The following is a 20,862-nucleotide window of genomic DNA, read 5'->3' on the forward strand; positions in this document are numbered from 1 at the left end:
CGCGCACTGGCGCCAGTCTTGGAGGATTGGGCAAGCATGTTCGAGCTTTGTGCTGGGCGGCTCGGGCCGCGATTTCCTAAGCTCTCGCCGTCCCGCTGATGATTCATTCAAGGAGCTTTTCAATGACGAATCCGAATTTCCCCCGTCGCCGCCTCGGCGCCGACGGTCCTGACGTGTCCGCCCTGGGCCTGGGCTGCATGGGCATGTCCGATTTCTACGGCCCGGCCGACGACGCGCAGTCGCTGGCCGTGCTGCACCACGCGCTGGATATCGGCATCAACTTCCTCGACACCGCCGACATGTATGGCGTTGGTGCCAATGAGCGCCTGCTCGGCCAGCTGCTGGCAACGCGCCGCAACGAGGTGGTCGTCGCCACCAAGTTCGGCAACGTCCGCGCGCCGGACGGCACGGTGCTGCGCATCGACGGCAGCCCGGCCTATGTGCGCCAGGCCTGCGATGCCAGCCTGCAGCGCCTGGGGGTGGACCACATCGACCTCTACTACCAACACCGCGTCGACAAGACGGTGCCCATCGAAGAGACGGTCGGCGCCATGGCCGACCTCGTCAAGGCCGGCAAGGTGCGCCATCTGGGCCTGTCGGAGGCCGGCATGACGACCATCCGTCGCGCCCATGACGTGCACCCCATCGCCGCCGTGCAGACCGAGTATTCGCTGTGGACGCGCGACGTCGAGGAGGAAGTCCTGCCGACCTGCCGCCAGCTTGGCATCGCCCTGGTGCCTTACAGCCCGCTGGGCCGCGGCTTCCTGACCGGCGCCATCCGTTCGGCCGAACAGCTCAGTCCCGACGACCGCCGTCGAATCCACCCGCGCTTCCAGGGCGAGAACCTGGACCACAACCTCGCGCTGGCCGATGCGCTCTCGGCCCTGGCGCGCGGCTGGGGCTACACGCCCGCTCAGCTGGCGCTGGCCTGGCTGCTTGACCGGGGCCAGGACATCGTGCCCATCCCGGGCACGCGCAGCATCGCGCGGCTGGACGAGAACGCGGCCGCGGCCGGCATCCAACTCGACGCAGCTCGGCGCGACAGCCTCGAGACCCTGCTCGTCATGCACGCCGTGGCCGGCACGCGCTACCCGGCGGCGCAGATGGGCGCCCTCAACGTTTAGTACGGAGTGGTCGTGCTGCGATAGGCCCAGAAGCGCGGCAGCAGGAAACCGGTGGCGATGACGCCGAGCAGGCAGATTGCGCCGCCGATCCAGATCGCGGCCGACACACCCCAGGCATCGGCCATGAAGCCGGCCCGCGCGTTGCCGATCAGCGGGCCGGTCAGGTAGCTGATCATCTCGATGCCGGCCAGCCGCCCGCGCAATGTGTTGGGGATGGTCTCGTTCCAGATCGTGCCGCGGAACACGCCGCTGACCATGTCGGCAGCGCCCGCCACGGCCAGGCAGGCCAGGCCCAGCATCAAGCTGGGTGCAAAGCCCAGCGCGACGATGCCCAGCGCCCACACGGCCGCCGCGATGACGACGGCGCGGCCATGGCGCGTGACCTTGCCCGCCCAGCCGCTGAACAGGCCAATGACCAGCGCGCCGACCGACATCGCCGACAGCAGCCAGCCCACCGATTCGGTGCGCCCATCCGCCGCCGCCATGGCCGGGAACAGCGCCACCGGGAAGGCAAAGGCCATCGCGACAATGTCGACGATGTAGGTGCCCATCAGCTCGGGCCGCGCCCAGGCGAAGCGCAGGCCTTCGGCCAGGTCGGCCAGCAGATGCGGGCGCTCGCCGGTGTCGTCAACGCGCCCCATCGCCTCGCGTGGAATGCGGGCGATGAAGAACAGCGCGGCGATGAAGGTCGCGAAGTCGAAGACATAGGCGCCAACCGCGCCCCATTTCGCCAGCAGGATGCCGGCAAGCGCCGGTCCAGCCACCATGCCCACCGTGCCGCGTACCGACGACAGCGCCGCCACGGCGGCGAACTCTTCGGGCCGCGCGAGCTTCTGCGTCAGCGCCTCCAGCGCCGGGCGGTGAAAGCCGCTGGCGCCCTGCAGCGCGGCCACCAGCGCGTAGATGGCCAGTACGCTGGGCGCGGCAGCCAACGCGTTCATCAGCAGCCCGGCCAGGCACAGCGCCATCAAGGCTTCCGAGCCGATCAGCAGCCGCTTGCGGTCGACCCGGTCCGCCACCGCGCCGCCCAGCAGGCCGCAGGCGACAACGGGAATCAGCTGCACCAGGCCGAGCAGGCCGACCTGGGCGTTGGAATGCGTCAACTCATAGAGCTGCCAGGGCACGGCCACATAGCTGACCATGGTGCCCAGGCCGGAAATGAACTGGCTGGCGAAGAGACGGCGAAAGGCGGTGTTGCGGCGCAGCGGCCCGATATCAAGAAGCATTCAACGACTTTGGCTTTCGAAGCGGGCAAAGCGCGTTTCGAGATCCCATTGCAGGCGGGCCTTGGCGTGGGTGGCGAGAAAGTCGCGGCAGCGTGCAGCCTTGGGTTCAGAGCCCGGGCGTTCGCCCATGCAGCTTGCAACGAAGCGGCCGCTGCCGGTGTCGGCCAGCAAAGCCTGGCCCTCGACGAAGCCGTAGTGGAGGGCATTGCGCGACAGCTGCTTGAAGTCACGGTAGGTCAGCTTCGGATATGTCGCCGCGGCGCGCTGGTATTCGTTCGTCAGGTCGATGCGGAACACGCCCTCGTCGTCGGCCGACAGCGCCGTCGGCACGCCGAACTGGCGGTAGAGAAGCCAAGGGTGCTGGTCGCCCTTGAGGTCGTGGACGATGGCATTGCTGGTCAGGTTGATCTCGACCGCGATGCCGCGTCGAGCCATGTCACGCAAGGTGTCCAGCGCGCCGGTCTCCAGGCCGATGGCCTCGCCATGGCCGATGCGGCGCGCGCCGGCCACGTCCAGGGCCTGGCGGATGTGGTCGCGGAAGTCCTCCGGCGGTACCAGGCCGAAGCCGAACTCGCCGGCATGCAGGCTGACCTTCACATCAGGGTAGAGCTTGCCCAGGGCGCCGATGACGCTCATCTGCTCGGTGTAGTGGCGCAGCGTGCTCGGATCGTCCTCGGGCGCGACGAGATTGAGCCCGACATAGCGCGGATCGGCCTTGACGAGCAGAAAGGCCAGCGCGATCTGGGCATTAACCTGCTCGGGCGGGAAGGTGCGGATGACCTGGGCCAGGTAGCGCAGCGCCACGCCGCAGCCCGGCTCGGCGTTCGGCTGCCCGCAGTGCGACAGCTCGCGCCAGCGCTTCTCGATGCGGTCCAGCTCGGCGCGTGTGTCGGTGACGATGCGCTGTAGGACCGGATGGCGAGCCCAATCGCTCGCGGTCCGGCCGGCGCGAAAGGCCCCCGCCTCCGCCGCGGCGATGGCGCGCGCCTTTTCCATACCCCAGGACTGCAGCAGCTCCAGGTAGACGGTGTTCTCGGCGCCGCGCCGGTTGGTCGCCTCGCGCAGCATGTCGCCCTCGCGGCCGAGAGTGCCGGGAATGAAGCGGCCAAAGGTGTCGAAGACTTGGTCGTGGCCTGACTTCGGTCCGCGCTCGTAGTTGCGCACCGAGTAGGCATCGACGAGCTGGCGGTAGTTCACCGAGTCGGCCGCGTAATCCTTCATCGCCGGCCGCGAGGTGTCGCAGGGCGGGAAGCTGATCTGGCCGGTGATGGGCGCCACGCATTTGCCGTCTTCGGCCGCCCATTTGATGATGTTCTCGGCGTAGATGCTGCCGTCCAGATGGTTGTGCAGGTCGCCGCCCTTAGGGAAGCTGGCCATGAACTGGCGCAACAGCCAGGGGCTCGTTCGCAGCTTCTGGAAGGCCTTGGCGGTGCCGGCTTCGTCGGCCTGGGCGAGCGGGCTCAGGGTCAGGGCGAGCAGCAAGGAGACGAGACAACGCATGGGCGTGATTCCGGCGGCAGTCGGGGTGCTCAGGATCGTAGGCGTGAACGGCCAGGTGTCCGGTCGCCGCGATGGCTCAGGGCATTCCTCGCCGGGGCTGGACGCCCCCCTTGACCGTGGGAGGGCGCTCCGCACCTTGCGAAATATCAATTCGCGCCCGCACGGCATGCGTATGGTGCATGGAGCGTCGCGTCCGCCCCCGGGGGGGCAGGTTCGTACGACGTACGAGGTGGCCAGCATGTGCACATGGATACAGACTTCGATCTACACGGCAGCACTGGCGTTGACGCCAATGGCCTGCACCGCAGCCGTATTTGGCTCGCTCGGCAACTTCGATACCGTCAATGACACCGGGAAACCGGCCTATGGATTCGAGATCGATATCGAGGATCCATCGTTTGACCACACGAAGATCACCAGCGTCTTCGGCTACGACCGCGTCTTCTCGTTCATCTCGCCCGACCCCGGCGCGGTGGTGCGGTTCGGCCGGCCGACCATCACCGACGTACCGGGCTATGGCGTTCGCATCGTCTACGGCGGCACGATCGGTGCCAGCATCTTCACACCTGCGAACAATCCCGCCGCGCCTTTCGTCACCACCGGCGAGAGTTGCTGGCCGGGCGCGAATGCGACGTGGACGAACAACCCCTGCGACCATTTCGGCGTCAGCACCTACGGCAACCCGGCGGTGATCCGCTACGGCTGGCTGGTGGACGACGGCTTCGGCAATGCGGTGAAGCAGCCGGTCGCCGTACCGGCGGTCAGCTTTGTGCCGATCAACCCGCCGCCGGCCGGGCCGCCGCCTGCGGTGCAGGCGGTGTTCCAGGCGCCGGTGGTCGAGCCGCCGCAGCCGCGCGCCAATGCCTTCTGGGTCAAGCTGACGCAGACCACGTTGGCGGAAAACGTCGATCTGGGCGACTTGCTGATCGGCGACCACCAGGGCGCGCGTCTGGAGATCGGCGACCTGAACCGCAAGCCCGAATCCGAGACTGAGTGGTACGAACTCCAGATCGGCAGGGTTGACGAGATCTCGAAGGAACTCAAACCGAACGGCGACCCGGCGGTCGTCATCAACTTGAAGTTCTACAGGTACGAGGGGCGGTTTGACGGGGAAGGGCTGGTCGATCCGGCGAGCAACCAGCGGCCGCTGGTCGATGCCAACGGCGTCGCCTATGTGATCCTGCAGGAGAACGGCCTGGATGTGCGGCACGACCTGGTCTACGCCGGCCAACAGGTTGGCGGCTTCAACGCCCAGGAACTCGCGCCTGCGATTCCCGAGCCCCAGAGCTATGCGCTGATGCTGGCGGGGCTGGGTGTGGTTGCCGTGGTGGCTCGGCGAAGGCGAGAGGCGCGCTGAGCGAACCCCAAGGGATCGCCGCGAATGCGCGCCCCACCGATACCGCGGGCTGCGCCGAGCGGTTTGCCTCAGCCCGTGGAAACACCCAGGAAGGTCGCAAGCCTTGCCTGCTCTTCCTCCAGGGCCGCCCTGAACCCCGCATCGCGCGGCGCCTTGCCGCTCACATAGCCGCAATCCAACTGCAACCGCCCGCCCTTGACGCCCGCGTTGGCCCAGCCGATGACCTGATCCCGCCACAGCAGCGGCAGCGCGTAGTGACCGCGCACGCGCTTGGCGGCGGGCGTGTAGGCCTCGAATCGGTAGGCCCAGCCCCACAGCAGCTCGAAGCGACGGCGGTCCCACACCACCGGATCGAAGGGCGCCAGCAGCCGCACCTGGGACGGGATGCGCCAGCCGCGCGTCGGATCCTCGTCGGCCGGCCAGTACCAATCCACGCCGTCGATGCGCGTTTGCGCCAGGCGCGCCTTCGCGCGGGCAATCGTCGTCGGCGCCAGTTCGCGCCACTGATGGGCGCCATGGAACAGCATGCGGATGAGCAGGGACAGGCTGCCGGCGGGCAGCGGTGCGTATTTCTGCACCAGCACATCGGCCAGCGCGTCCATGGCCGTCTGCGGGTCGGGGTGGGCTTCCCAGGTCGGCCCGAGGCGGTAGACGCGCGTGCCGCTGTCGCGCCGCACGACGTCGAGATGGCCGCGGTAGTGCAGGCCGTCCAGCAGCTCGGTGGACAACCGGCTGTTGCCGCCAAACCAGTTCTTCACCGGCCCGTGGCCCAGGGCCGCGTCGACCTCGGCCGGATGCGCCTCGCCCAGCCGCTCGACCTCGGCCAGCACAGCGTTGGCGAGCTTCCAGCGCGGCTTGTCCCAGACGCGGCGCGTGGTGCGCGGGTGCATCAGCGCGCGCAGCTCCGGCGTGACGAAGCCGTAGTTGATGAAGAAGTCTTCCTGCAGCGGCAGGCGCGGGTAGCGGCGCTCCAGATCGCCAGCGCGGTAGTCCTTGACGCGGTGGCGCAGCGTCAGGTCCTGGGCGCGGGCCGGGGCGCGCAGCGGGTCGGCCTGCACGAAGCCGCCGAGCTTCTCGACGGCCTTGAGCAGCGTCGTGGGTGTGAACAGGCTGCGCGCGACGGCATGGCGGCGCAGGGTGCTGAGATCAAGGCTGGCGGGCATCGGTAGGCGGGGGCTGCTTGCGGGCGAACATGTCGGCGTCGGCATGCCGGAGAAGGCTCTCGGTGTCCTGGCCGTCGTCGGGGTAGAGGGCGATGCCGAAACTGGCGCCGACCTGGAAGTCGGAAGGTGCGAGGCCCGCCAGGCTTTCCAGCGGGGCACGCATGCCGGCCTCCAGGTGATCGCGCGCGGCTTCGGCGTCGGCACGGTTCTCGACCGAGTCCAGCAGCATGAAGAACTCGTCGCCGGCATAGCGGGACACGATGTCGCCGATGCGCACGCCGGCCCGCAGCCGCTGGCCGACCTCCTTCAGCACCGCGTCGCCCACGCCATGGCCAAAGCGCTTGTTGACGTCCTTGACGCGCTCCAGGTCGACGAACATGACGGCGAAGGGCCAGCGGTCACCGCGGCGGCGCTGCTGCAGGATGCGATCCTCAATGCGACGCAGGACGGCGCTGCGGTTGGACAGGCCCGTCAGCTGGTCGGTCAACAGGCGCCTTTGCATGTCGGCAAAGCTGCGCGCGAGTTCGCCGAGCTCGTCGGTGCGGTGCACCTCGGGCTGCTCGTCCAGCACACCCTCGCCCACGCGCCGGGCGGCGTCGGCCAGCTCGCGCAGCTCGCGGGTGACGATGCCCTGCACCGCCCAGCCCAGGCCCAGGGCGATGACGACGCCCAGGCCCGCCAGCACGCCGGCCTGCACGAAGTTGCGCTGCACGCCAACCAGGAAGTCGGCGCGCGGCACGGCGACGATGATGAGCCAGTTCAGGCCCAGCGCTGGGTCGACGCGGGCATAGCCGAGCTGCACGACGCGACCGTCGGCATCGGCGAAGCTCGCCGTGCGCGGCGCAGTGCCCAGGGCCTCAGTGCCGGCCGCCGTGCGTTGGCGCACCGCCTCGAAGGCGGCAACAACGAGGGCGTCCGGGCTCTGCGCGGCGTTCAGCCTTTGGTGCTGGCCGACGGCCAGCGTCTTCATGTGGGCGCCGCGTGACACGCCGACGAGTTGTCCATCACCTTCCACGACCATGGCGACGGCGTTCTCGCTCAGCGCCAGCCGCTGCAGCAGCGCGTTGACCTGCTTGAGCGGCAGGTCAGTGGCGGCCACGCCCTCGGGCTCGCCGACGTCGTTGCCTACCCGCTTTGTGCGCGTCGTGACGAGGTCCAGGGTCTTGAAGTCGATGTAGACCGGCGTCCAGCTCAGCGGTGCCGGGTTGGCCAGGGCGGCCTGGTACCAGGGGCGCTCGCGCGGCTCGAAGACCTTGTCCTCGGTGACCGGCGAGCGCATGTCGCCGGTGATGCCGCTGAGGCGGTAGATGGTGCGCGGGCCGGTCCCGGCGGTGCGCACGCGCAGCTCGGCCTCCAGTTCGGAGAAGCGCCACAGGCCGAGGAAATGGCCCTGGCGGTCGCCGTAGTAGACGTAGTTGTTGGGATCCCGGTGCACCGAGGTGGCCAGCCAGAAGCGGTTGCGCAGCGTGTCCAGCTCGCGGGGCAGGTTCGCCGGCGCCGGCAGGCCGGTGGGGAAGGCGGCCTCCAGCACCGCATCGGCCCCGCCGACATGGCGCTCCAGCGACACGGAGATGCGGTTCACGGCCTCGACGAGGAGCTGGCCCGACAAGGTGTTCACCGTGTCGCGCCCGGCGCGCCAGGACAGGGTGCCCACCAGCAGCACCAGGCCCAGCACCAGCACGACGTAGGGCAGCGTCAGCAGGCTGCGCAGGCTCAGTCGGTCGGTCAGCGCCCTGATCGGCAATGTGGAACTCCAGGCAGGTTGAATGCAGCGGCGGCAGGTTAGCAGGGGTGGGTGCTGCGGCGTAGCCCCTCGGAGCTCCGTCATCGGGGCGTTTGGCGCTGCGCACTAGAATTCAAGGTTGCCCTGCGGTTTTTGCGGCCGCCCACCCAAGGAATTCAACGTGTTCATTTCCAACGCCTACGCCCAGGCCGCTCCGGCTGCCGCCAGTTCCGACAACGGCCTGCTCGGCATGCTGCCCCTGGTGCTGATGTTCGTCGTGCTCTATTTCGTCATGATCCGGCCGCAGATGAAACGCCAGAAGGAGCACAAGGCCATGATCGAGGCGGTGCAAAAGGGCGACGAGGTCGTCACCGCCGGCGGCATCATCGGCAAGGTCGCCAAGCTGGGTGACAACTTCATCCACCTGGAGGTTGCCAACGGCGTCGAACTGCAGATCCAGCGCAGCGCCGTCACCCAGGTTCTCCCTAAGGGAAGCGTCAAGGCAGCTTGAAGTAATCGGCCCCGCGCCCATCTCCCGGGCCTCAGCCGCCCGGGCGCTGCTGATTACGCCGTGCAGGCGCATACAAGGAAGTCCCCATGAACCGCTATCCGCTCTGGAAGTACGCGATCCTGCTCGTCGCGCTGCTGATCGGCACTCTGTACACCCTGCCCAATCTGTTCGGCGAAGCGCCGGCGGTGCAGGTGTCCAGTGCCAAGGTGACCGTCAAGGTCGACAACTCGATGACCGCCCGCATCGAGGACGTACTGCAGCAAGCCGGCATCAAGGCGGATTTCGTCCAGTTCGACGGCAACTCGGTCAAGGCGCGCTTTGGCGACACCGACACCCAGCTCAAGGCCAAGGACGCGATCAGCAAGGCGCTGAACCCCAATGCCGCCGAGCCGACCTATATCGTCGCGCTGAACCTGCTGTCGCGTTCGCCGCAGTGGCTGGCCAGCCTGCATGCCAATCCGATGTACCTGGGCCTGGACCTGCGCGGCGGCGTGCACTTCCTGATGCAGGTCGACATGAAGGCAGCGCTGACCAAGAAGGCCGAGTCGCTGACCGGCGATGCGCGCAGCATGCTGCGTGACAAGAACATCCGCCACGCCGGCATCAGCCGTGACGGCAACACGGTGGTCATCGCCTTCCGCGACGCCGAACAGCGCGCTGCGGCCACCGAGTTGCTGAAGAACCAGCTGCCCGACGTCATCTGGACGCCGCAGGGCGAAGGCAGCGAGCTGCAACTGTCCGGCAGCCTGGCGCCCAAGGCCCAGGTCGCGGTGCAGGACGCCGCCATCAAGCAGAACATCACCACCCTGCACAACCGCGTCAACGAACTCGGCGTGGCAGAGCCCGTCATCCAGCAGCAGGGCGCCGACCGCGTCGTCGTGCAGCTGCCGGGCGTGCAGGACACCGCCAAGGCCAAGGACATCATCGGCCGCACCGCCACGCTAGAGCTGCGCATGGTGGACGACGGCGCCGAATCGCTGGAGGCGCTCAAGGGCAACGGCCCCGTGCCCTTCGGCACCGAGCGCTTCATCGACCGCGGCTTCGGCCCCATCATCGTCAAGCGCGCCTTTGTGCTGACGGGCGACGCGCTCGTCGATGCCCAGCCCGGCTTCGACGAGAACCACTCGCCGTCGGTCGACCTGACGCTGGACGCCAAGGGCGCCCGCATCATGAAGGACTTGTCGCGCGAGAACATCGGCAAGCGCATGGCCATCATCCTGTTCGAGAAGGGCAAGGGCGAGGTCGTCACGGCGCCGGTCATCCGCAGCGAATTGAGCGGCGGCCGCATCAAGATCAGCGGCGCGATGACGACCCAGGAAGCCAGCGACACGGCCCTGCTGCTGCGCGCCGGGTCCCTCGCCGCGCCGATGGAGATCATCGAAGAGCGCACCATCGGCCCGAGCCTGGGCAAGGAAAACATCGAGAAGGGCATCGCCAGCGTCACCTGGGGCTTTGCCGCGGTGGCCGCCTTCATGTGCGTCTACTACCTGCTGTTCGGCGTGTTCTCGTCGCTGGCGCTGGGCTTCAACCTGCTGCTGCTGATCGCGGCGCTGTCGATGATGCAGGCGACGCTGAGCCTGCCGGGCATCGCCGCCATCGCGCTGGTGCTGGGCATGGCCATCGACTCCAACGTGCTGATCAACGAGCGCGTGCGCGAGGAGCTGCGCGGCGGTGAGTCGCCGCAACAGGCCATCCGCCTGGGCTACGAGCGCGCCTGGGCCACCATCCTGGACTCCAACGTGACGACGCTGATCGCCGGCGTGTCGCTGCTGGTGTTCGGCTCCGGCCCGATCAAGGGCTTTGCCGTCGTGCACTGCCTGGGCATCCTGACCTCGATGTTCTCGTCCGTCGTGTTCTCGCGCGGCCTCGTGAACCTTTGGTACGGCCGCCAGAAGAAGCTCAAGAGCGTGTCCATCGGGCAGATCTGGAGGCCCGACGCCGACAAGCCCGCCGCCGAGACGACCGACGTCGCCGCCAAGGCCTGAGAAAGCTAGAACATGGAACTCTTTCGCATCAAGCGCGACCTGCCGTTGATGAAGCATGCGTTGGTCTTCAACGCGATCTCCTTCATCACCTTCGCAGCCGCCGTGTTCTTCCTGGTCACGCGGGGCCTGCATTTCTCCATCGAGTTCACCGGCGGCACGGTCATCGAGGTGGCCTACCCGCAGGCGGCCGAGATCGAGAAGACTCGCCTGGTCGTCGAGAAGATGGGCTTCGGCGAAGTGCAGGTGCAGAACTTCGGCTCTTCGCGCGACGTGATGATCCGCCTGCCCGTGCGCGGCGATATCAAGCAGACCGAGCTGGTCGGCAAGGTCTTCACCGAGCTGTGCACGGCCGAGGCCGGCACGATCAGCGAGCATCAGGAAGTGACACCCCAGGGCGAGCAGGTCAGCAAGCAGATCTGCAGACGAGCCGATGGCGCCGAGCCGATCAAACTGTCGCGCTCCGAGGTCGTCGGCCCGGCCGTTGGGGCCGAGCTGGCCCAGGACGCCGCCAAGGCACTGGCCGCGACGGTCATCGGCATCATGATCTACCTGGCCATCCGCTTCGAATGGAAGTTCGCGGTCGCCGGCATCATCGCCAACCTGCACGATGTGGTCATCATCCTGGGCTTCTTCGCCTTCTTCCAGTGGGAGTTCTCGCTGGCGGTGCTGGCGGCCATCCTGGCGGTGCTGGGCTACTCGGTGAACGAATCTGTCGTCATCTTCGACCGGGTGCGCGAGGCCTTCCGCAGGTTCCGCAAGATGAACACCCACGAGGTCATCGACCACGCCATCACCTCGACGATGAGCCGCACCATCATCACCCACGGCTGCACGCAGCTGATGGTGGTGTCCATGCTGCTGTTCGGCGGACCGACGCTGCATTACTTCGCCGTCGCGCTGACCATCGGCATCCTGTTCGGCATCTACTCCTCGGTGTTCGTTGCCGCGGCCATCGCCATGTGGCTGGGCGTCAAGCGGGAGGACCTGGTCAAGGCGGGCGTGAATCGTGACGACCCCAATGACCCGAACTCCGGGGCCGTCGTGTAGAGTGATCGCAACCCAACATTCCAGCCGCGCAGCCCACACTTGTCCATGACCGCCGCTCGTAACCAGGCCCTGGCGACCCAGGCGCGGCGCGTCTATCTGGAAGCCCTGGTGCGCGGCATGACGCCCCTGGTCGCCGCGGTCGGCCAAGGCGCCAGCCAGCAGCTGGCCCACGGCGCCCCCCACGCCATCATGATGGCCAGGCGCGACGCGGTGCAGGCCTGGCAGAAGCTGGGGCCCAACTGGCAGATGGCCGTCGTCGCCGCGTTGCGCCACGCGGCCGTGCACGGCGTCTCCGACAACGCCCGCGAACACGACACGACGGTGCCGGTCCAGTCGGTGAAGATGAGCCTGGTCGACGACTCGACCATCGAGCGCGAGATCACCAGCTCCCGCCTGGCCCTGGTGATGATGGACCGGGCGACCTGGGAATTCACCGACCTGCGTACCCGCATGCAGGCCCTCGAAGCCCATGACGACCTGGAACCGCTGGACCTGCTGCGGGCCCATGTTGTGGCCCGCGTGGCGCTGGACGCCTGGACCCGCGTCGGCCTGGACGCGAACATCTGGCAGCTGCTGCACCATGAGCTGCACGAGGAATTCGCCCAGCTCATCAGCGAGGCCTACCACGAGACCAATCGCTGGCTGATCGCCCAGAAGGTGCTGCCGGAGGTCGATCTGCGCCCCTTCATCCGCCGCACCGCCCAGGCCGCTGCGGCCGCAACAGCGACGGCCACTGGCGCGCCCGCACCGCCCCCACCGCCGTCGTCGCCGGGCCCCGGTCTCGCCCCCACGTCAGGCCCGGTGCCGATGGCCCCGGGTGTGGCATCGGCGCGCAGCAAGGCGAGCAGCCAGGCCGACGAAGTCATGGCGCAGCTGCAGCGCGTGCTGGCCCGCCATGTGCCGGGCTTTCCGGTTGTCAAAAGCCAGGTGCCTGCCCGCCCCGGTGGTGGCAAGCCGAGCCTGGCCGATGTGACGCCCAGCCATGCTGGCGCCCTTGGCGGCGGCAGTTCGTCGAGCGGCGATGCGCCCGGCTCCGCGGCCAAGCCGTCGCTGGCCGATGCGCCGCCCGTCTCCGTTTCCGCCGCCTCGCCGCGGCTGCTGGGTGCCATCAAGCACGCCCAGGAGTCCTTGCAGCGCCGCCCCGGCACAGCTGGTGGCGTGGATACCGGTGGCAGCGCCAGCGCCCCGCGTGCACTGGAGGAGATCGGCGCGCGCAACCAGGCCTTCAAGCAGGTCCTTAAGCAGGCCGCGAGCAACCCGGCCGAGCGTGCGACCATCGAAATCGTTGCCATGATGTTCCAGAGCATCCTGACCGAGGAGCGCATCCCGGCCACGGTGCGGGTCTGGTTCGCCCGGCTGCAGATGCCGGTGCTGCGGGTGGCCGTCAGCGAGCCCGACTTCTTCGCCGCCGCCGACCATCCCGCGCGTCGTCTCATCGACCGCATGGGCGCCTGCGTGATGGGCTTCAACACGGTCCAGGTCAGCGGCCCGGGCTCGGAGCGCGCCAGCAACGATGTGCTGGAGCGCGAGATCAAGCGCGTCGTGCAGGTCGTCGAGGCCTATCCGGACACCGGCCGGCGCGTCTTTGCGACGGTGCTGACCGAGTTCGAGAAGTTCCTCGACCACTATTTCGAGAACGAGAACCAGGCCTCCAAGCGCGGCGTGTCGCTGGCGCAGCAGGTCGAGCAGCGCGAGACCCTGGCCATCCAGTACACCATCGAACTGCGCAAGATGCTGTCCGAGGTGCCGGTGCAGGACGGCGTGCGCGACTTCCTCTTCCACGTCTGGGCCGACGTGCTGGCCGTCACGGCGGTGCGCGCCGGCGCCCAGTCCGACGTGACCAAGTCCATGAAGCGGGCCGCGGCCGACCTGATCTGGAGCGCCAGCTCCAAGGCCTCGCGCGAGGAGCGTGCCGAGGTCATCCGCCGCCTGCCGCCCCTGCTCAAGACGCTGCGCGACGGCATGAGCCACGCCGGCCTGGCGACGGACAAGCAGGACGACCATGTGCGCCAGCTCAACAACGCGCTGGCCGCCGCTTTCACAGCCAAGACGGCCGCCATCCCGCGTGAGCGCCTTGACGAGCTGATGGACCAGCTCGAGACACTGGAAGCCATGCTGCCCGAGGACATCGAAGGCGGCGACAGCCATGTCGACGAGATGCTGGTGCGCGACCTGTCCGGCCACGAATCCGAGGGCATGGAGGTCGTCGCCGAGGGCGGCTCGGCGCCGACGCCGGCCATGGTGGCCTGGGCGCGCGAGCTGCAGGTCGGCGGCTGGTTCATGCTGGACTACCGTGGCCGCAACGAGCAGGTGCAGCTGGCCTGGCGCGGCCTGCGCAAGCAGCTCGCCCTCTTCGTCACGCCCAAGGGCCGCGGCGTGCTGTTCTCTCTGAACCGCATGGCCGCCTTCCTGCAGGCAGGCCTGCTGCTGCCGGCCCAGGACGAAGCGCTGACCGTGCAGGCCACGCGCAAGGCGCTGGCCAAGCTGGATGCGGACCCCGGGCAGCTGCTGAAATGACAAACGGCGCCTTGAGCGCCGTTTGTCATTTCAGTGGGAGGCTTGATCAGTGGATCAATCGATCCTCTGGGGCAACGAACAGCTCGTCCAGGATCAGCGCATCGGGCTCCTCGCCCAGGCTCCAGAACACCATCAGCACGATGATCTTCAGATCTTCCAGGTCCATCGGAGCGCCGGAGATGGCCATGGCGCGGTCGATGACCATTTCGCGCATCGGCCCGGGCAGCACGCCGGCCGACTCCAGGAAGCTGACGAAGCTGATCGACTCCTCGCCCAGGTGTTCCATCTCCGTGGGCGAATACACGCGCATCGCGTGTTCGCTCTGCTCGCCCTGGTAGGACTCGCCGGACGCGGCCAAGCCGTCCAGCCAGGAGAGAGCCTCCTGGATTTCGTCGTTCTCGAAGCCCACCGCCGTCAGTTTGCGCGCAAGCTGCGCGTGATCGGGGCAGGCGTCCGGGCGCCAATAGGTCTCGTAGAGATAAACCAGGACATCGAACATCGTGAGGCGATGATAGCCCAGGGTCTGGCGAGCCCCGGACGCGAATAACCCCTTGGATCAGGCGCTGATATCCGCGGTTAAGCTCGCTGTCCCTGGTGTCCAGCCGGCTCTCAGCCCTGGCGTCTGCGCTGGAAGAGCTGCCCCGCCAGGCGGGCGATGTGGCCGTCCAGCTCCAGCTCCAGCAAGGCGGCGCTGAGCTCGGCCGCCGGCCAGCCGCAGCGCGCCATCAGGGCATCCAGGCTGACCGGATCGAAACCCATGGCGTCCAGCAGCGCCTGCTGTTCATGGGGCGTCTCTTCAATGTCCGCCGATCTGGCGCTGACGGTACCCAGCGGTGGCAGCTCCTCCAGCACGTCCTGGGCCGATTCGACCAGCTTGGCGCCCTGGCGGATCAGCGCATGGCAGCCGCGGGCCTGGGGTGAATGGATGGAGCCGGGGATGGCAAACACCTCGCGGCCGGCCTCGACGGCCTGCCGGGCCGTGATCAGTGAGCCCGACTGCACGGCTGCCTCGACAACCAGGCAACCCTGGGCCAGGCCGGCAATGATGCGGTTGCGACGCGGAAAGTTGGCCGGCAGTACCGGAGTGCCCAGCGAGTACTCGCTGACCATGAGGCCGCCGCCGGCCAGCAGTCGCGCCGCCAGCGCCTCATTGCGGCGCGGGTAGACCTGGTCCAGCCCGGTGCCAACGACGGCGATGGTGGCGCCGCCGGCATCCAGGGCGCCCTCATGCGCGGCGGCGTCCACGCCCAGGGCCAGGCCCGAGACGATGGTGTAGCCACCGCGTGCCAGCGCCCGGGCGAAGGCGCGCGCGTTGTCGCCCCCCTGGGCGGTCGGGTTGCGGCTGCCGACGATGGCGATGGACGGCGTGCCCAGCAGTTCGCGCCGGCCCTGCAGCCACAGCAGCAGCGGTGGGTCGGCCGTGGCCAGCAGGCGCGGCGGGTAGTCGGCGTCGCCCAGCACCAGCAGGTCGTGACCGGGTTGTTGCAGCCAGGCGCCCGCCTTGGCAATCAGATCCTCGAGATGCTCGGGCGGCCGGTTGAAGCCCTCCCGCTGCCTGCCTGGCAGCGCCTGATCCAGCGCCGCCGCGGGCAGCTCGAAAACGGCCTGCGGGCTGCCGGCCATCGCCAGCAGCCGCCGCGCCGCTGCCGGGCCCACGCTCTCGGTGAGCCGCAGCCAGGCGGCCAGCTCGGCCGAATCCAGCATCAGGGTTGAGTAAAGCGGTCGCCTGGGCGAACGGGTTCCTTGACCGAAATGATCAGCGCATAGGACACGCGCTCATAGACCTCGAAGACGAACAGGATGCCGTGACGCTCGTCGGGCAGCTTGATGGCCTCGGCCCTCTCCTGCGTCTTGTCCATCACCCTGTCGCCGTCGCGCCACAGCGCGAACACATGGCCGCGCTCGACGCCATCGCGCTTGCCGCGGTTCAGCGCGACGATCTGGTTCTGGCCGGCGTTGAGCGCCTCTCCGTAGATGGCCGCGATTTGACCCGCCATGGGCTGCAGGGGCCCGTGCGGCACATAGAGCTCGAGATTGCGTGGCGGCGCCGGCGCCAGACGGTCGCCGATGCCGACCTCCTGCTTGATCTGCCTGACGGTCATCGTGGCCGGCACGATCTCGGTCTTGCCATCGGCGCCGGTGCGCTCCTCGCCCCGGCGGGTCAGTTCGGCCGTGCCGACATACGGGGCCTCGTAGCCCAGGATCTCCTTGGTGGCCGGGTCACGCAGCGGGCGGGCGTTGCGGAAGACACGGAAGTCCGTGCCGCTGCCAAAGTCGCCGCGCGCGTAGGCCAGCTCGCCCGGGCCGAGCAGCACATGGCCTTCCTGGGCGGCGACGATGCGCGGTGCCGTGGCCAACGCATCCGTGTCGAAGACGACCGCGTCGGTCAGGAAGGGTTGGATCAGGTGCAGTGGGATGCTTGGGATGGGGCTGGAATCCAGCGCCGAAATGCGCATCTGCGGCCGCAGCTTGACCACGCCATTGCCGGCCTTGCCGCCGACCCCCTGGGCCAATTGCAGCCGCGCCCGGCCGTCGACCTTGACCAGCAGCAGCACCTGGCCCGGGTAGATCAGGTGCGGGTTGCGGATCTGCTCGCGGTTCATGCCCCAGAGTTCGGGCCAGCGCCAGGGGCTTTTCAGAAACAGCTTGGAGATGTCCCAAAGCGTGTCGCCTGGCTGCACCGTGTGGCTGTCCGGCGCATTGGGCGCCAGTTCGGCCAGGGGCACGCCCGCGGACGCGACCTGATCGGCGACGCGTCGCTGTTCGGCGGTGACGGGCAGCTTGCTGGTTTGCGCCCAGGCTGAGGTCGCCGCCGCGAGGGCGAGGCAGGTCGCAAGGACTGCGAAGTGGGCTGGGCGGGCAACGGGCATCTGGCACGGTCTCCGAGGGGATTGCCGGATCGGCGAAAATCCGGGTGATTCTGCCCGCAATCACCGGGGGCAACCAACAACCGCTAGCGCTCGTTTGCGAGTGCTTACAAGGCGCCATGGCCCAACTGCACATCCTTCGCTATCCCGACCCGCGTCTGCACACCGTTGCCAAACCGGTGGCCGCCGTGGATGAGCGCATCCGCCAGCTCGTCGATGACATGCTGGAAACCATGTACGCCGCCGACGGCGTCGGCCTGGCGGCAACGCAGGTTGACGTGCATGAGCGGGTCATCGTCATCGACACGTCGCAGGATCGAGACACCCCGCGCGTGCTGATCAATCCCGAGCTGGTTCGCCTCAGCGAGCGCATGGTCGAGGGCGAGGAAGGCTGCCTGTCGGTGCCACAGATCTACGACAAGGTGCCGCGCCACGCCGAGGTCACCGTGCGCGCAACCAACCGTGATGGCGAGGTCTACGAGTTCGATGCCGATGGCCTGCTGGCTGTGTGCGTGCAGCACGAGATGGACCACCTGCTTGGCAAGGTCTTCGTCGAATACCTGAGCCCGCTCAAGCGCGATCGCATCAAGACCAAGATGGTCAAAAAGACGCGCGAGGAAGAGCTCGAGGCCAAGAAGCGCCTGCAGAGGCTCTGATGCGCATCGCGTCATGAAAGTTGTTTTTGCCGGCACGCCGGAGTTCGCCGCCATCGCGCTGGACGCACTGCTGACCGCCGGCTTCACGGTTCCACTGGTGCTGACCCAGCCCGACCGCCCGGCGGGGCGTGGCATGAAGCTGCAGGCTTCGGCGGTCAAGCAACGCGCCATGGCAGCCGGCATCCCGGTCGCCCAGCCGCAGGGCCTGAAGCTGGACGGCAAATATGCCGCCGACGCGGCCGCGGCGCGCGAGGCGCTGCGGGCGGCGGATGCCGACGTGATGGTCGTCGCCGCCTACGGCCTCATCCTGCCGCAATGGGTGCTGGACACCCCGCGGCGCGGCTGCCTGAACATCCACGCCTCGCTGCTGCCACGCTGGCGCGGCGCCGCACCCATCCACCGTGCCATCGAGGCTGGCGACGCCGAGACCGGCATCACGATCATGCAAATGGATGCGGGCCTGGATACCGGCGACATGCTGCTGATCGGCCGCGAGACCATCCGTGCTGACGACACGACGGCGACGCTGCACGACCGGCTGGCCAACCTGGGCGGCCGCCTGATTGTCGAGGCCCTACAGGTGCCCAGCCCGGCGTCGACGCCCCAGCCCGGCGAGGGCGTCACCTACGCGCACAAGATCGAGAAGGCCGAGAGCGTCATCGACTGGACGCTGCCCGCTGTCGTGATCGAGCGCCGGCTGCGCGCCTTCGATCCCTTCCCCGGCGGCCAGGCGACACTGGCGGGCGAGGCGCTCAAGGTTTGGCGGGCCGAGGTCGTTGAAGGGCGGGGGAAGCCGGGTGAAGTCATCGCCGCCGGGCCGGAGGTCGCCTGTGGTGATGGCGCCTTGAAACTGACCGAACTGCAACGCGCCGGGGGCAAGCGCGGGCCGGCTTCGACCTTCCTCCAGGCCCGACCGATTGCTGTCGGCGAACGCTTCGACGCTTGAAACCCCGGGTGCGTGGCACCATCTCCCACGTATTCCTGACTTCCGGGCCGCTGACATGTTCAATCTGGTGAAAACCGCCGTGCTGATGGCCGCCATCACGGCGCTGTTCATGGCCGTCGGGTCCTGGATCGGCGGCCAGGCCGGCATGCTGATCGCGTTGCTGGTGGCCGTTGGCATGAACTTTTTCGCCTATTGGTTTTCGGCCGACATGGTCCTGCGCATGTACAACGCCCGACAGGTGGACGAGAGCATGGCGCCGCAGTTCTATCGGATGGTTCAGGAACTGGCGCAGCGGGCCGGCCTGCCCATGCCCAAGGTCTATTTGATCGATGAGGAAGCACCGAACGCCTTCGCGACCGGCCGCAACCCGGAGCATGCCGCCGTCGCGGCAACAACGGGCATCCTGCGCGTGCTGTCCGAGCGCGAGTTGCGCGGTGTCATGGCCCATGAACTGGCTCACGTGGCGCACCGGGACATTCTCATCAGCACCGTCAGCGCGACGATGGCCGGGGCCATCTCGATGCTGGCCAACTTCGCCGGCCTGTTCGGTGGCCGCGACGAGAACGGCCGGCAGACCAACTTCATCGCCAGCATTGCGATCGCATTGCTCGCGCCGCTGGCCGCCACGGTGATCCAGATGGCCATCAGCCGCGCCCGCGAGTTCGAGGCCGACCGCGGCGGCGCGGAACTCTCCGGCGACCCCGCCGCGCTGGCCTCGGCGCTGGAAAAGATCCACCGCTACGCTCAGGGCGTCCCGATGGCACCCGCCGAGGCCCACCCGGAGACGGCGCAGATGATGATCATGAATCCGCTCTCCGGTGGTGGCTTGCGAGGGCTGTTCTCCACCCACCCGTCGACCGAGGAACGCGTCACGCGCCTGCTCGCGATGGCCCGGCGCTGACTTGGTGTGACCTCAAGTTGCAGCCGCCCCGGCCGATACCTCAGCAGATGAAGCGCCTCCCTGTCATTGCCCTGGCCCTGCCCCTGCTCGCAGCCCTGTCGGCCTGCGAGCAGCTTGGTATCGACGACCCCGCCAAAGTGGCCGCCGCCAAGGAGGCCGAGGGCAAGGCCATCGGCAGCGCCTGCCGGCACGCGATGCGAGCCATCGAAGACTGCTACATCCTCAATCCCAAGGCCCAGAAGGCGGCCATCTACGCCGGCTGGCGCGAGATGGACGAGTACATGCGTGAAAACAAGCTGGAGGGCGTCGTGCCGGTCGTGCCGCGCCCCGGCTCGGTCAAGCCGCCGGCTGACGAGCCTGAGGCCAAGCCGGTCGAGAAGGCCGCTGAAAAGGCGTCTGAAAAGGGCAGCGACAAGGCCAAGGGCCACTGATCCGCGCCGAATCAGCGCACTCAGCCGCATTTCGCCCCTCCGATCCTGCGCACTGTCGCCTGCCGCGGGCCCGTTGCGCAGCCGCTTGGCACCATGGGAACCATCAAAACCCCGATGGAGCCCGACATGAACACATCCCGCCGCCTCTTTGCCCTCGGTCTCGTGGCCGCAGCCGTGTTCAGCGGCTCCGCCCAGGCCTGGAGCTGGACCATCAACAGCGAGCGTGTCAATGGCAACGGCGACATCGCCACCGAGGCCCGCGACACGGGCGCCTTCGATGGCGTAGCGCTGACCGGCGGCTTCAACGTCGTCATCCGCCAGGGTTCGGGCAACAAGGTCGAGGTCAAGGCTGACCGCAACCTGCTGCCCTTGATCGAAACGCGCGTCGTCGACGGCAGCAAGGGCCGCACGCTGGAGATCTCGCCCAAGAAGGGCGTCAATGTGCACAGCTCGACCAACCCCAGCGTCACCATCGAGATGCCGGCCCTGCGCTCGATCGCGGTGGCTGGCTCCGGCACCGTCAAGGTCGAGGCCATGAAGACGGGCGGCGTCGACGCCTCAATCGCCGGCTCCGGCGACATCCGCTTCGCGGGCCTGGACGCCGAACGCCTGGGCATGAAGGTCAGCGGCAGCGGCGACATCGTCGCGGCCGGCCGCTGTGCCAGCGCCCAGGTGACCATCGCCGGCAGCGGCGACGTGAAGGCGGCTGACCTGGTGGCGGAAGAGGTCAAGGTCAGCATCGCTGGCAGCGGCGACGCCCAGGTCAACGCGACCAAGCGCCTGAACGTGTCTATCGCCGGCAGCGGCGACGTGAAGTACGCGGGCTCGCCGGAGATCTCCTCCTCCGTCGCCGGCAGCGGCAAAGTCCGTCGCATCGGTCAGTGAGCTGACTCCCGCCGAGAATGGCG

Annotated in this window: 18 protein-coding genes; 11 read left to right on the forward strand and 7 right to left on the reverse strand. The window is 68.2% G+C overall.

The genetic code is table 11. The annotated features are described in order from the left end of the window. Positions 1-122: 122 nt before the first annotated feature. Positions 123-1,124 (forward strand): aldo/keto reductase, encoded by a 1,002-nt coding sequence (locus ASC95_RS13150; protein ID WP_057298126.1) that lies wholly within the window; start codon positions 123-125, stop codon positions 1,122-1,124. Here ASC95_RS13150 and ASC95_RS13155 read toward each other — a convergent pair. After that, entirely contained in the window at positions 1,121-2,350 is a 1,230-nt protein-coding gene (locus tag ASC95_RS13155; RefSeq protein WP_057298127.1) for an MFS transporter, read from the reverse strand. The genes ASC95_RS13150 and ASC95_RS13155 overlap by 4 nt on opposite strands. After that, positions 2,351-3,850: an adenosine deaminase gene (locus ASC95_RS13160; protein ID WP_162250770.1), complete on the reverse strand. Its 1,500-nt coding sequence runs from the start codon at positions 3,848-3,850 to the stop codon at positions 2,351-2,353. On the opposite strand from ASC95_RS13160, the gene ASC95_RS13165 reads away from it, so the two are divergent. Beyond that, the gene (locus ASC95_RS13165; protein WP_200960130.1) at positions 3,849-5,207 is read left to right on the forward strand and encodes a PEP-CTERM sorting domain-containing protein; all 1,359 of its coding nucleotides are present in this window, start codon (positions 3,849-3,851) and stop codon (positions 5,205-5,207) included. The genes ASC95_RS13160 and ASC95_RS13165 overlap by 2 nt on opposite strands. Before the next feature lie 68 nt (positions 5,208-5,275). On the opposite strand, the gene ASC95_RS13170 is transcribed toward ASC95_RS13165, so the two are convergent. Then, positions 5,276-6,370, reverse strand: coding sequence for a DNA glycosylase AlkZ-like family protein (locus tag ASC95_RS13170; RefSeq protein WP_057298129.1), 1,095 nt, complete (start codon positions 6,368-6,370; stop codon positions 5,276-5,278). Continuing rightward, positions 6,354-8,114, reverse strand: coding sequence for a sensor domain-containing diguanylate cyclase (locus tag ASC95_RS13175; RefSeq protein WP_057298130.1), 1,761 nt, complete (start codon positions 8,112-8,114; stop codon positions 6,354-6,356). The genes ASC95_RS13170 and ASC95_RS13175 overlap by 17 nt, the downstream gene beginning before the upstream one ends. Positions 8,115-8,274: 160 nt before the next feature. On the opposite strand from ASC95_RS13175, the gene yajC reads away from it, so the two are divergent. From yajC to ASC95_RS13195, 4 genes are all read left to right on the forward strand, one after another. Then, positions 8,275-8,604: a preprotein translocase subunit YajC gene (yajC, locus tag ASC95_RS13180; protein ID WP_057298373.1), complete on the forward strand. Its 330-nt coding sequence runs from the start codon at positions 8,275-8,277 to the stop codon at positions 8,602-8,604. A gap of 86 nt (positions 8,605-8,690) precedes the next feature. Then, positions 8,691-10,589 carry a protein translocase subunit SecD gene (gene secD / locus ASC95_RS13185; protein ID WP_057298131.1) on the forward strand — a complete coding sequence of 633 codons (1,899 nt, stop codon included), beginning with the start codon at positions 8,691-8,693 and terminating at the stop codon, positions 10,587-10,589. Positions 10,590-10,601: 12 nt separating this feature from the next. Then, positions 10,602-11,636, forward strand: a complete 1,035-nt coding sequence (gene secF, locus ASC95_RS13190; protein ID WP_056205235.1) for a protein translocase subunit SecF — start codon at positions 10,602-10,604, stop codon at positions 11,634-11,636. Positions 11,637-11,681: 45 nt separating this feature from the next. Continuing rightward, positions 11,682-14,153 (forward strand): DUF1631 family protein, encoded by a 2,472-nt coding sequence (locus ASC95_RS13195; RefSeq protein ID WP_057298132.1) that lies wholly within the window; start codon positions 11,682-11,684, stop codon positions 14,151-14,153. A 46-nt stretch (positions 14,154-14,199) separates the two neighbouring features. Here the strand turns inward: ASC95_RS13195 and ASC95_RS13200 are convergent, their stop codons facing one another. The 3 genes from ASC95_RS13200 to ASC95_RS13210 all read right to left on the reverse strand — a co-directional run bounded on the left by ASC95_RS13200 (position 14,200) and on the right by ASC95_RS13210 (position 17,023). Then, positions 14,200-14,652: a DUF494 family protein gene (locus ASC95_RS13200; protein ID WP_057298133.1), complete on the reverse strand. Its 453-nt coding sequence runs from the start codon at positions 14,650-14,652 to the stop codon at positions 14,200-14,202. A gap of 110 nt (positions 14,653-14,762) precedes the next feature. Continuing rightward, positions 14,763-15,854, reverse strand: coding sequence for a DNA-processing protein DprA (dprA, locus tag ASC95_RS13205; protein WP_057298374.1), 1,092 nt, complete (start codon positions 15,852-15,854; stop codon positions 14,763-14,765). Between the two features lie 2 nt (positions 15,855-15,856). After that, positions 15,857-17,023 (reverse strand): LysM peptidoglycan-binding domain-containing protein, encoded by a 1,167-nt coding sequence (locus tag ASC95_RS13210; RefSeq protein ID WP_057298134.1) that lies wholly within the window; start codon positions 17,021-17,023, stop codon positions 15,857-15,859. Between the two features lie 116 nt (positions 17,024-17,139). On the opposite strand from ASC95_RS13210, the gene def reads away from it, so the two are divergent. The 5 genes from def (at position 17,140) to ASC95_RS13235 (ending at position 20,839) form a co-directional block, all read left to right on the forward strand. Next, the gene (gene def, locus ASC95_RS13215) at positions 17,140-17,676 is read left to right on the forward strand and encodes a peptide deformylase (protein WP_057298135.1); all 537 of its coding nucleotides are present in this window, start codon (positions 17,140-17,142) and stop codon (positions 17,674-17,676) included. Between the two features lie 13 nt (positions 17,677-17,689). Beyond that, the gene (gene fmt, locus ASC95_RS13220; protein WP_057298136.1) at positions 17,690-18,622 is read left to right on the forward strand and encodes a methionyl-tRNA formyltransferase; all 933 of its coding nucleotides are present in this window, start codon (positions 17,690-17,692) and stop codon (positions 18,620-18,622) included. A gap of 55 nt (positions 18,623-18,677) precedes the next feature. Continuing rightward, the gene (htpX, locus tag ASC95_RS13225; RefSeq protein ID WP_057298137.1) at positions 18,678-19,523 is read left to right on the forward strand and encodes a zinc metalloprotease HtpX; all 846 of its coding nucleotides are present in this window, start codon (positions 18,678-18,680) and stop codon (positions 19,521-19,523) included. A 47-nt stretch (positions 19,524-19,570) separates the two neighbouring features. Further along, complete coding sequence (locus ASC95_RS13230) at positions 19,571-19,954, forward strand: hypothetical protein (protein WP_057298138.1); 384 nt, start codon at positions 19,571-19,573, stop codon at positions 19,952-19,954. A 126-nt stretch (positions 19,955-20,080) separates the two neighbouring features. Continuing rightward, complete coding sequence (locus ASC95_RS13235; protein ID WP_162250771.1) at positions 20,081-20,839, forward strand: head GIN domain-containing protein; 759 nt, start codon at positions 20,081-20,083, stop codon at positions 20,837-20,839. The last annotated feature ends 23 nt before the right edge of the window (positions 20,840-20,862 follow it).

The sequence above is a fragment of the Pelomonas sp. Root1217 genome (assembly GCF_001425705.1).
Lineage (GTDB): Bacteria > Pseudomonadota > Gammaproteobacteria > Burkholderiales > Burkholderiaceae_C > Pelomonas.

Bases quoted from the DNA above. Each gene is read 5' to 3' on its own strand.
- ASC95_RS13150 (WP_057298126.1), top strand. From the start codon at position 123: ATGACGAATCCGAATTTCCCCCGTCGCCGCCTCGGCGCCGACGGTCCT.
- ASC95_RS13155 (WP_057298127.1), bottom strand. From the start codon at position 2,350: ATGCTTCTTGATATCGGGCCGCTGCGCCGCAACACCGCCTTTCGCCGT.
- ASC95_RS13165 (WP_200960130.1), top strand. From the start codon at position 3,849: ATGGGCGTGATTCCGGCGGCAGTCGGGGTGCTCAGGATCGTAGGCGTG.
- ASC95_RS13160 (WP_162250770.1), bottom strand. From the start codon at position 3,850: ATGCGTTGTCTCGTCTCCTTGCTGCTCGCCCTGACCCTGAGCCCGCTC.
- ASC95_RS13170 (WP_057298129.1), bottom strand. From the start codon at position 6,370: ATGCCCGCCAGCCTTGATCTCAGCACCCTGCGCCGCCATGCCGTCGCG.
- secD (WP_057298131.1), top strand. From the start codon at position 8,691: ATGAACCGCTATCCGCTCTGGAAGTACGCGATCCTGCTCGTCGCGCTG.
- secF (WP_056205235.1), top strand. From the start codon at position 10,602: ATGGAACTCTTTCGCATCAAGCGCGACCTGCCGTTGATGAAGCATGCG.
- ASC95_RS13195 (WP_057298132.1), top strand. From the start codon at position 11,682: ATGACCGCCGCTCGTAACCAGGCCCTGGCGACCCAGGCGCGGCGCGTC.
- ASC95_RS13200 (WP_057298133.1), bottom strand. From the start codon at position 14,652: ATGTTCGATGTCCTGGTTTATCTCTACGAGACCTATTGGCGCCCGGAC.
- ASC95_RS13210 (WP_057298134.1), bottom strand. From the start codon at position 17,023: ATGCCCGTTGCCCGCCCAGCCCACTTCGCAGTCCTTGCGACCTGCCTC.
- def (WP_057298135.1), top strand. From the start codon at position 17,140: ATGGCCCAACTGCACATCCTTCGCTATCCCGACCCGCGTCTGCACACC.
- fmt (WP_057298136.1), top strand. From the start codon at position 17,690: ATGAAAGTTGTTTTTGCCGGCACGCCGGAGTTCGCCGCCATCGCGCTG.
- htpX (WP_057298137.1), top strand. From the start codon at position 18,678: ATGTTCAATCTGGTGAAAACCGCCGTGCTGATGGCCGCCATCACGGCG.
- ASC95_RS13230 (WP_057298138.1), top strand. From the start codon at position 19,571: ATGAAGCGCCTCCCTGTCATTGCCCTGGCCCTGCCCCTGCTCGCAGCC.
- ASC95_RS13235 (WP_162250771.1), top strand. From the start codon at position 20,081: ATGAACACATCCCGCCGCCTCTTTGCCCTCGGTCTCGTGGCCGCAGCC.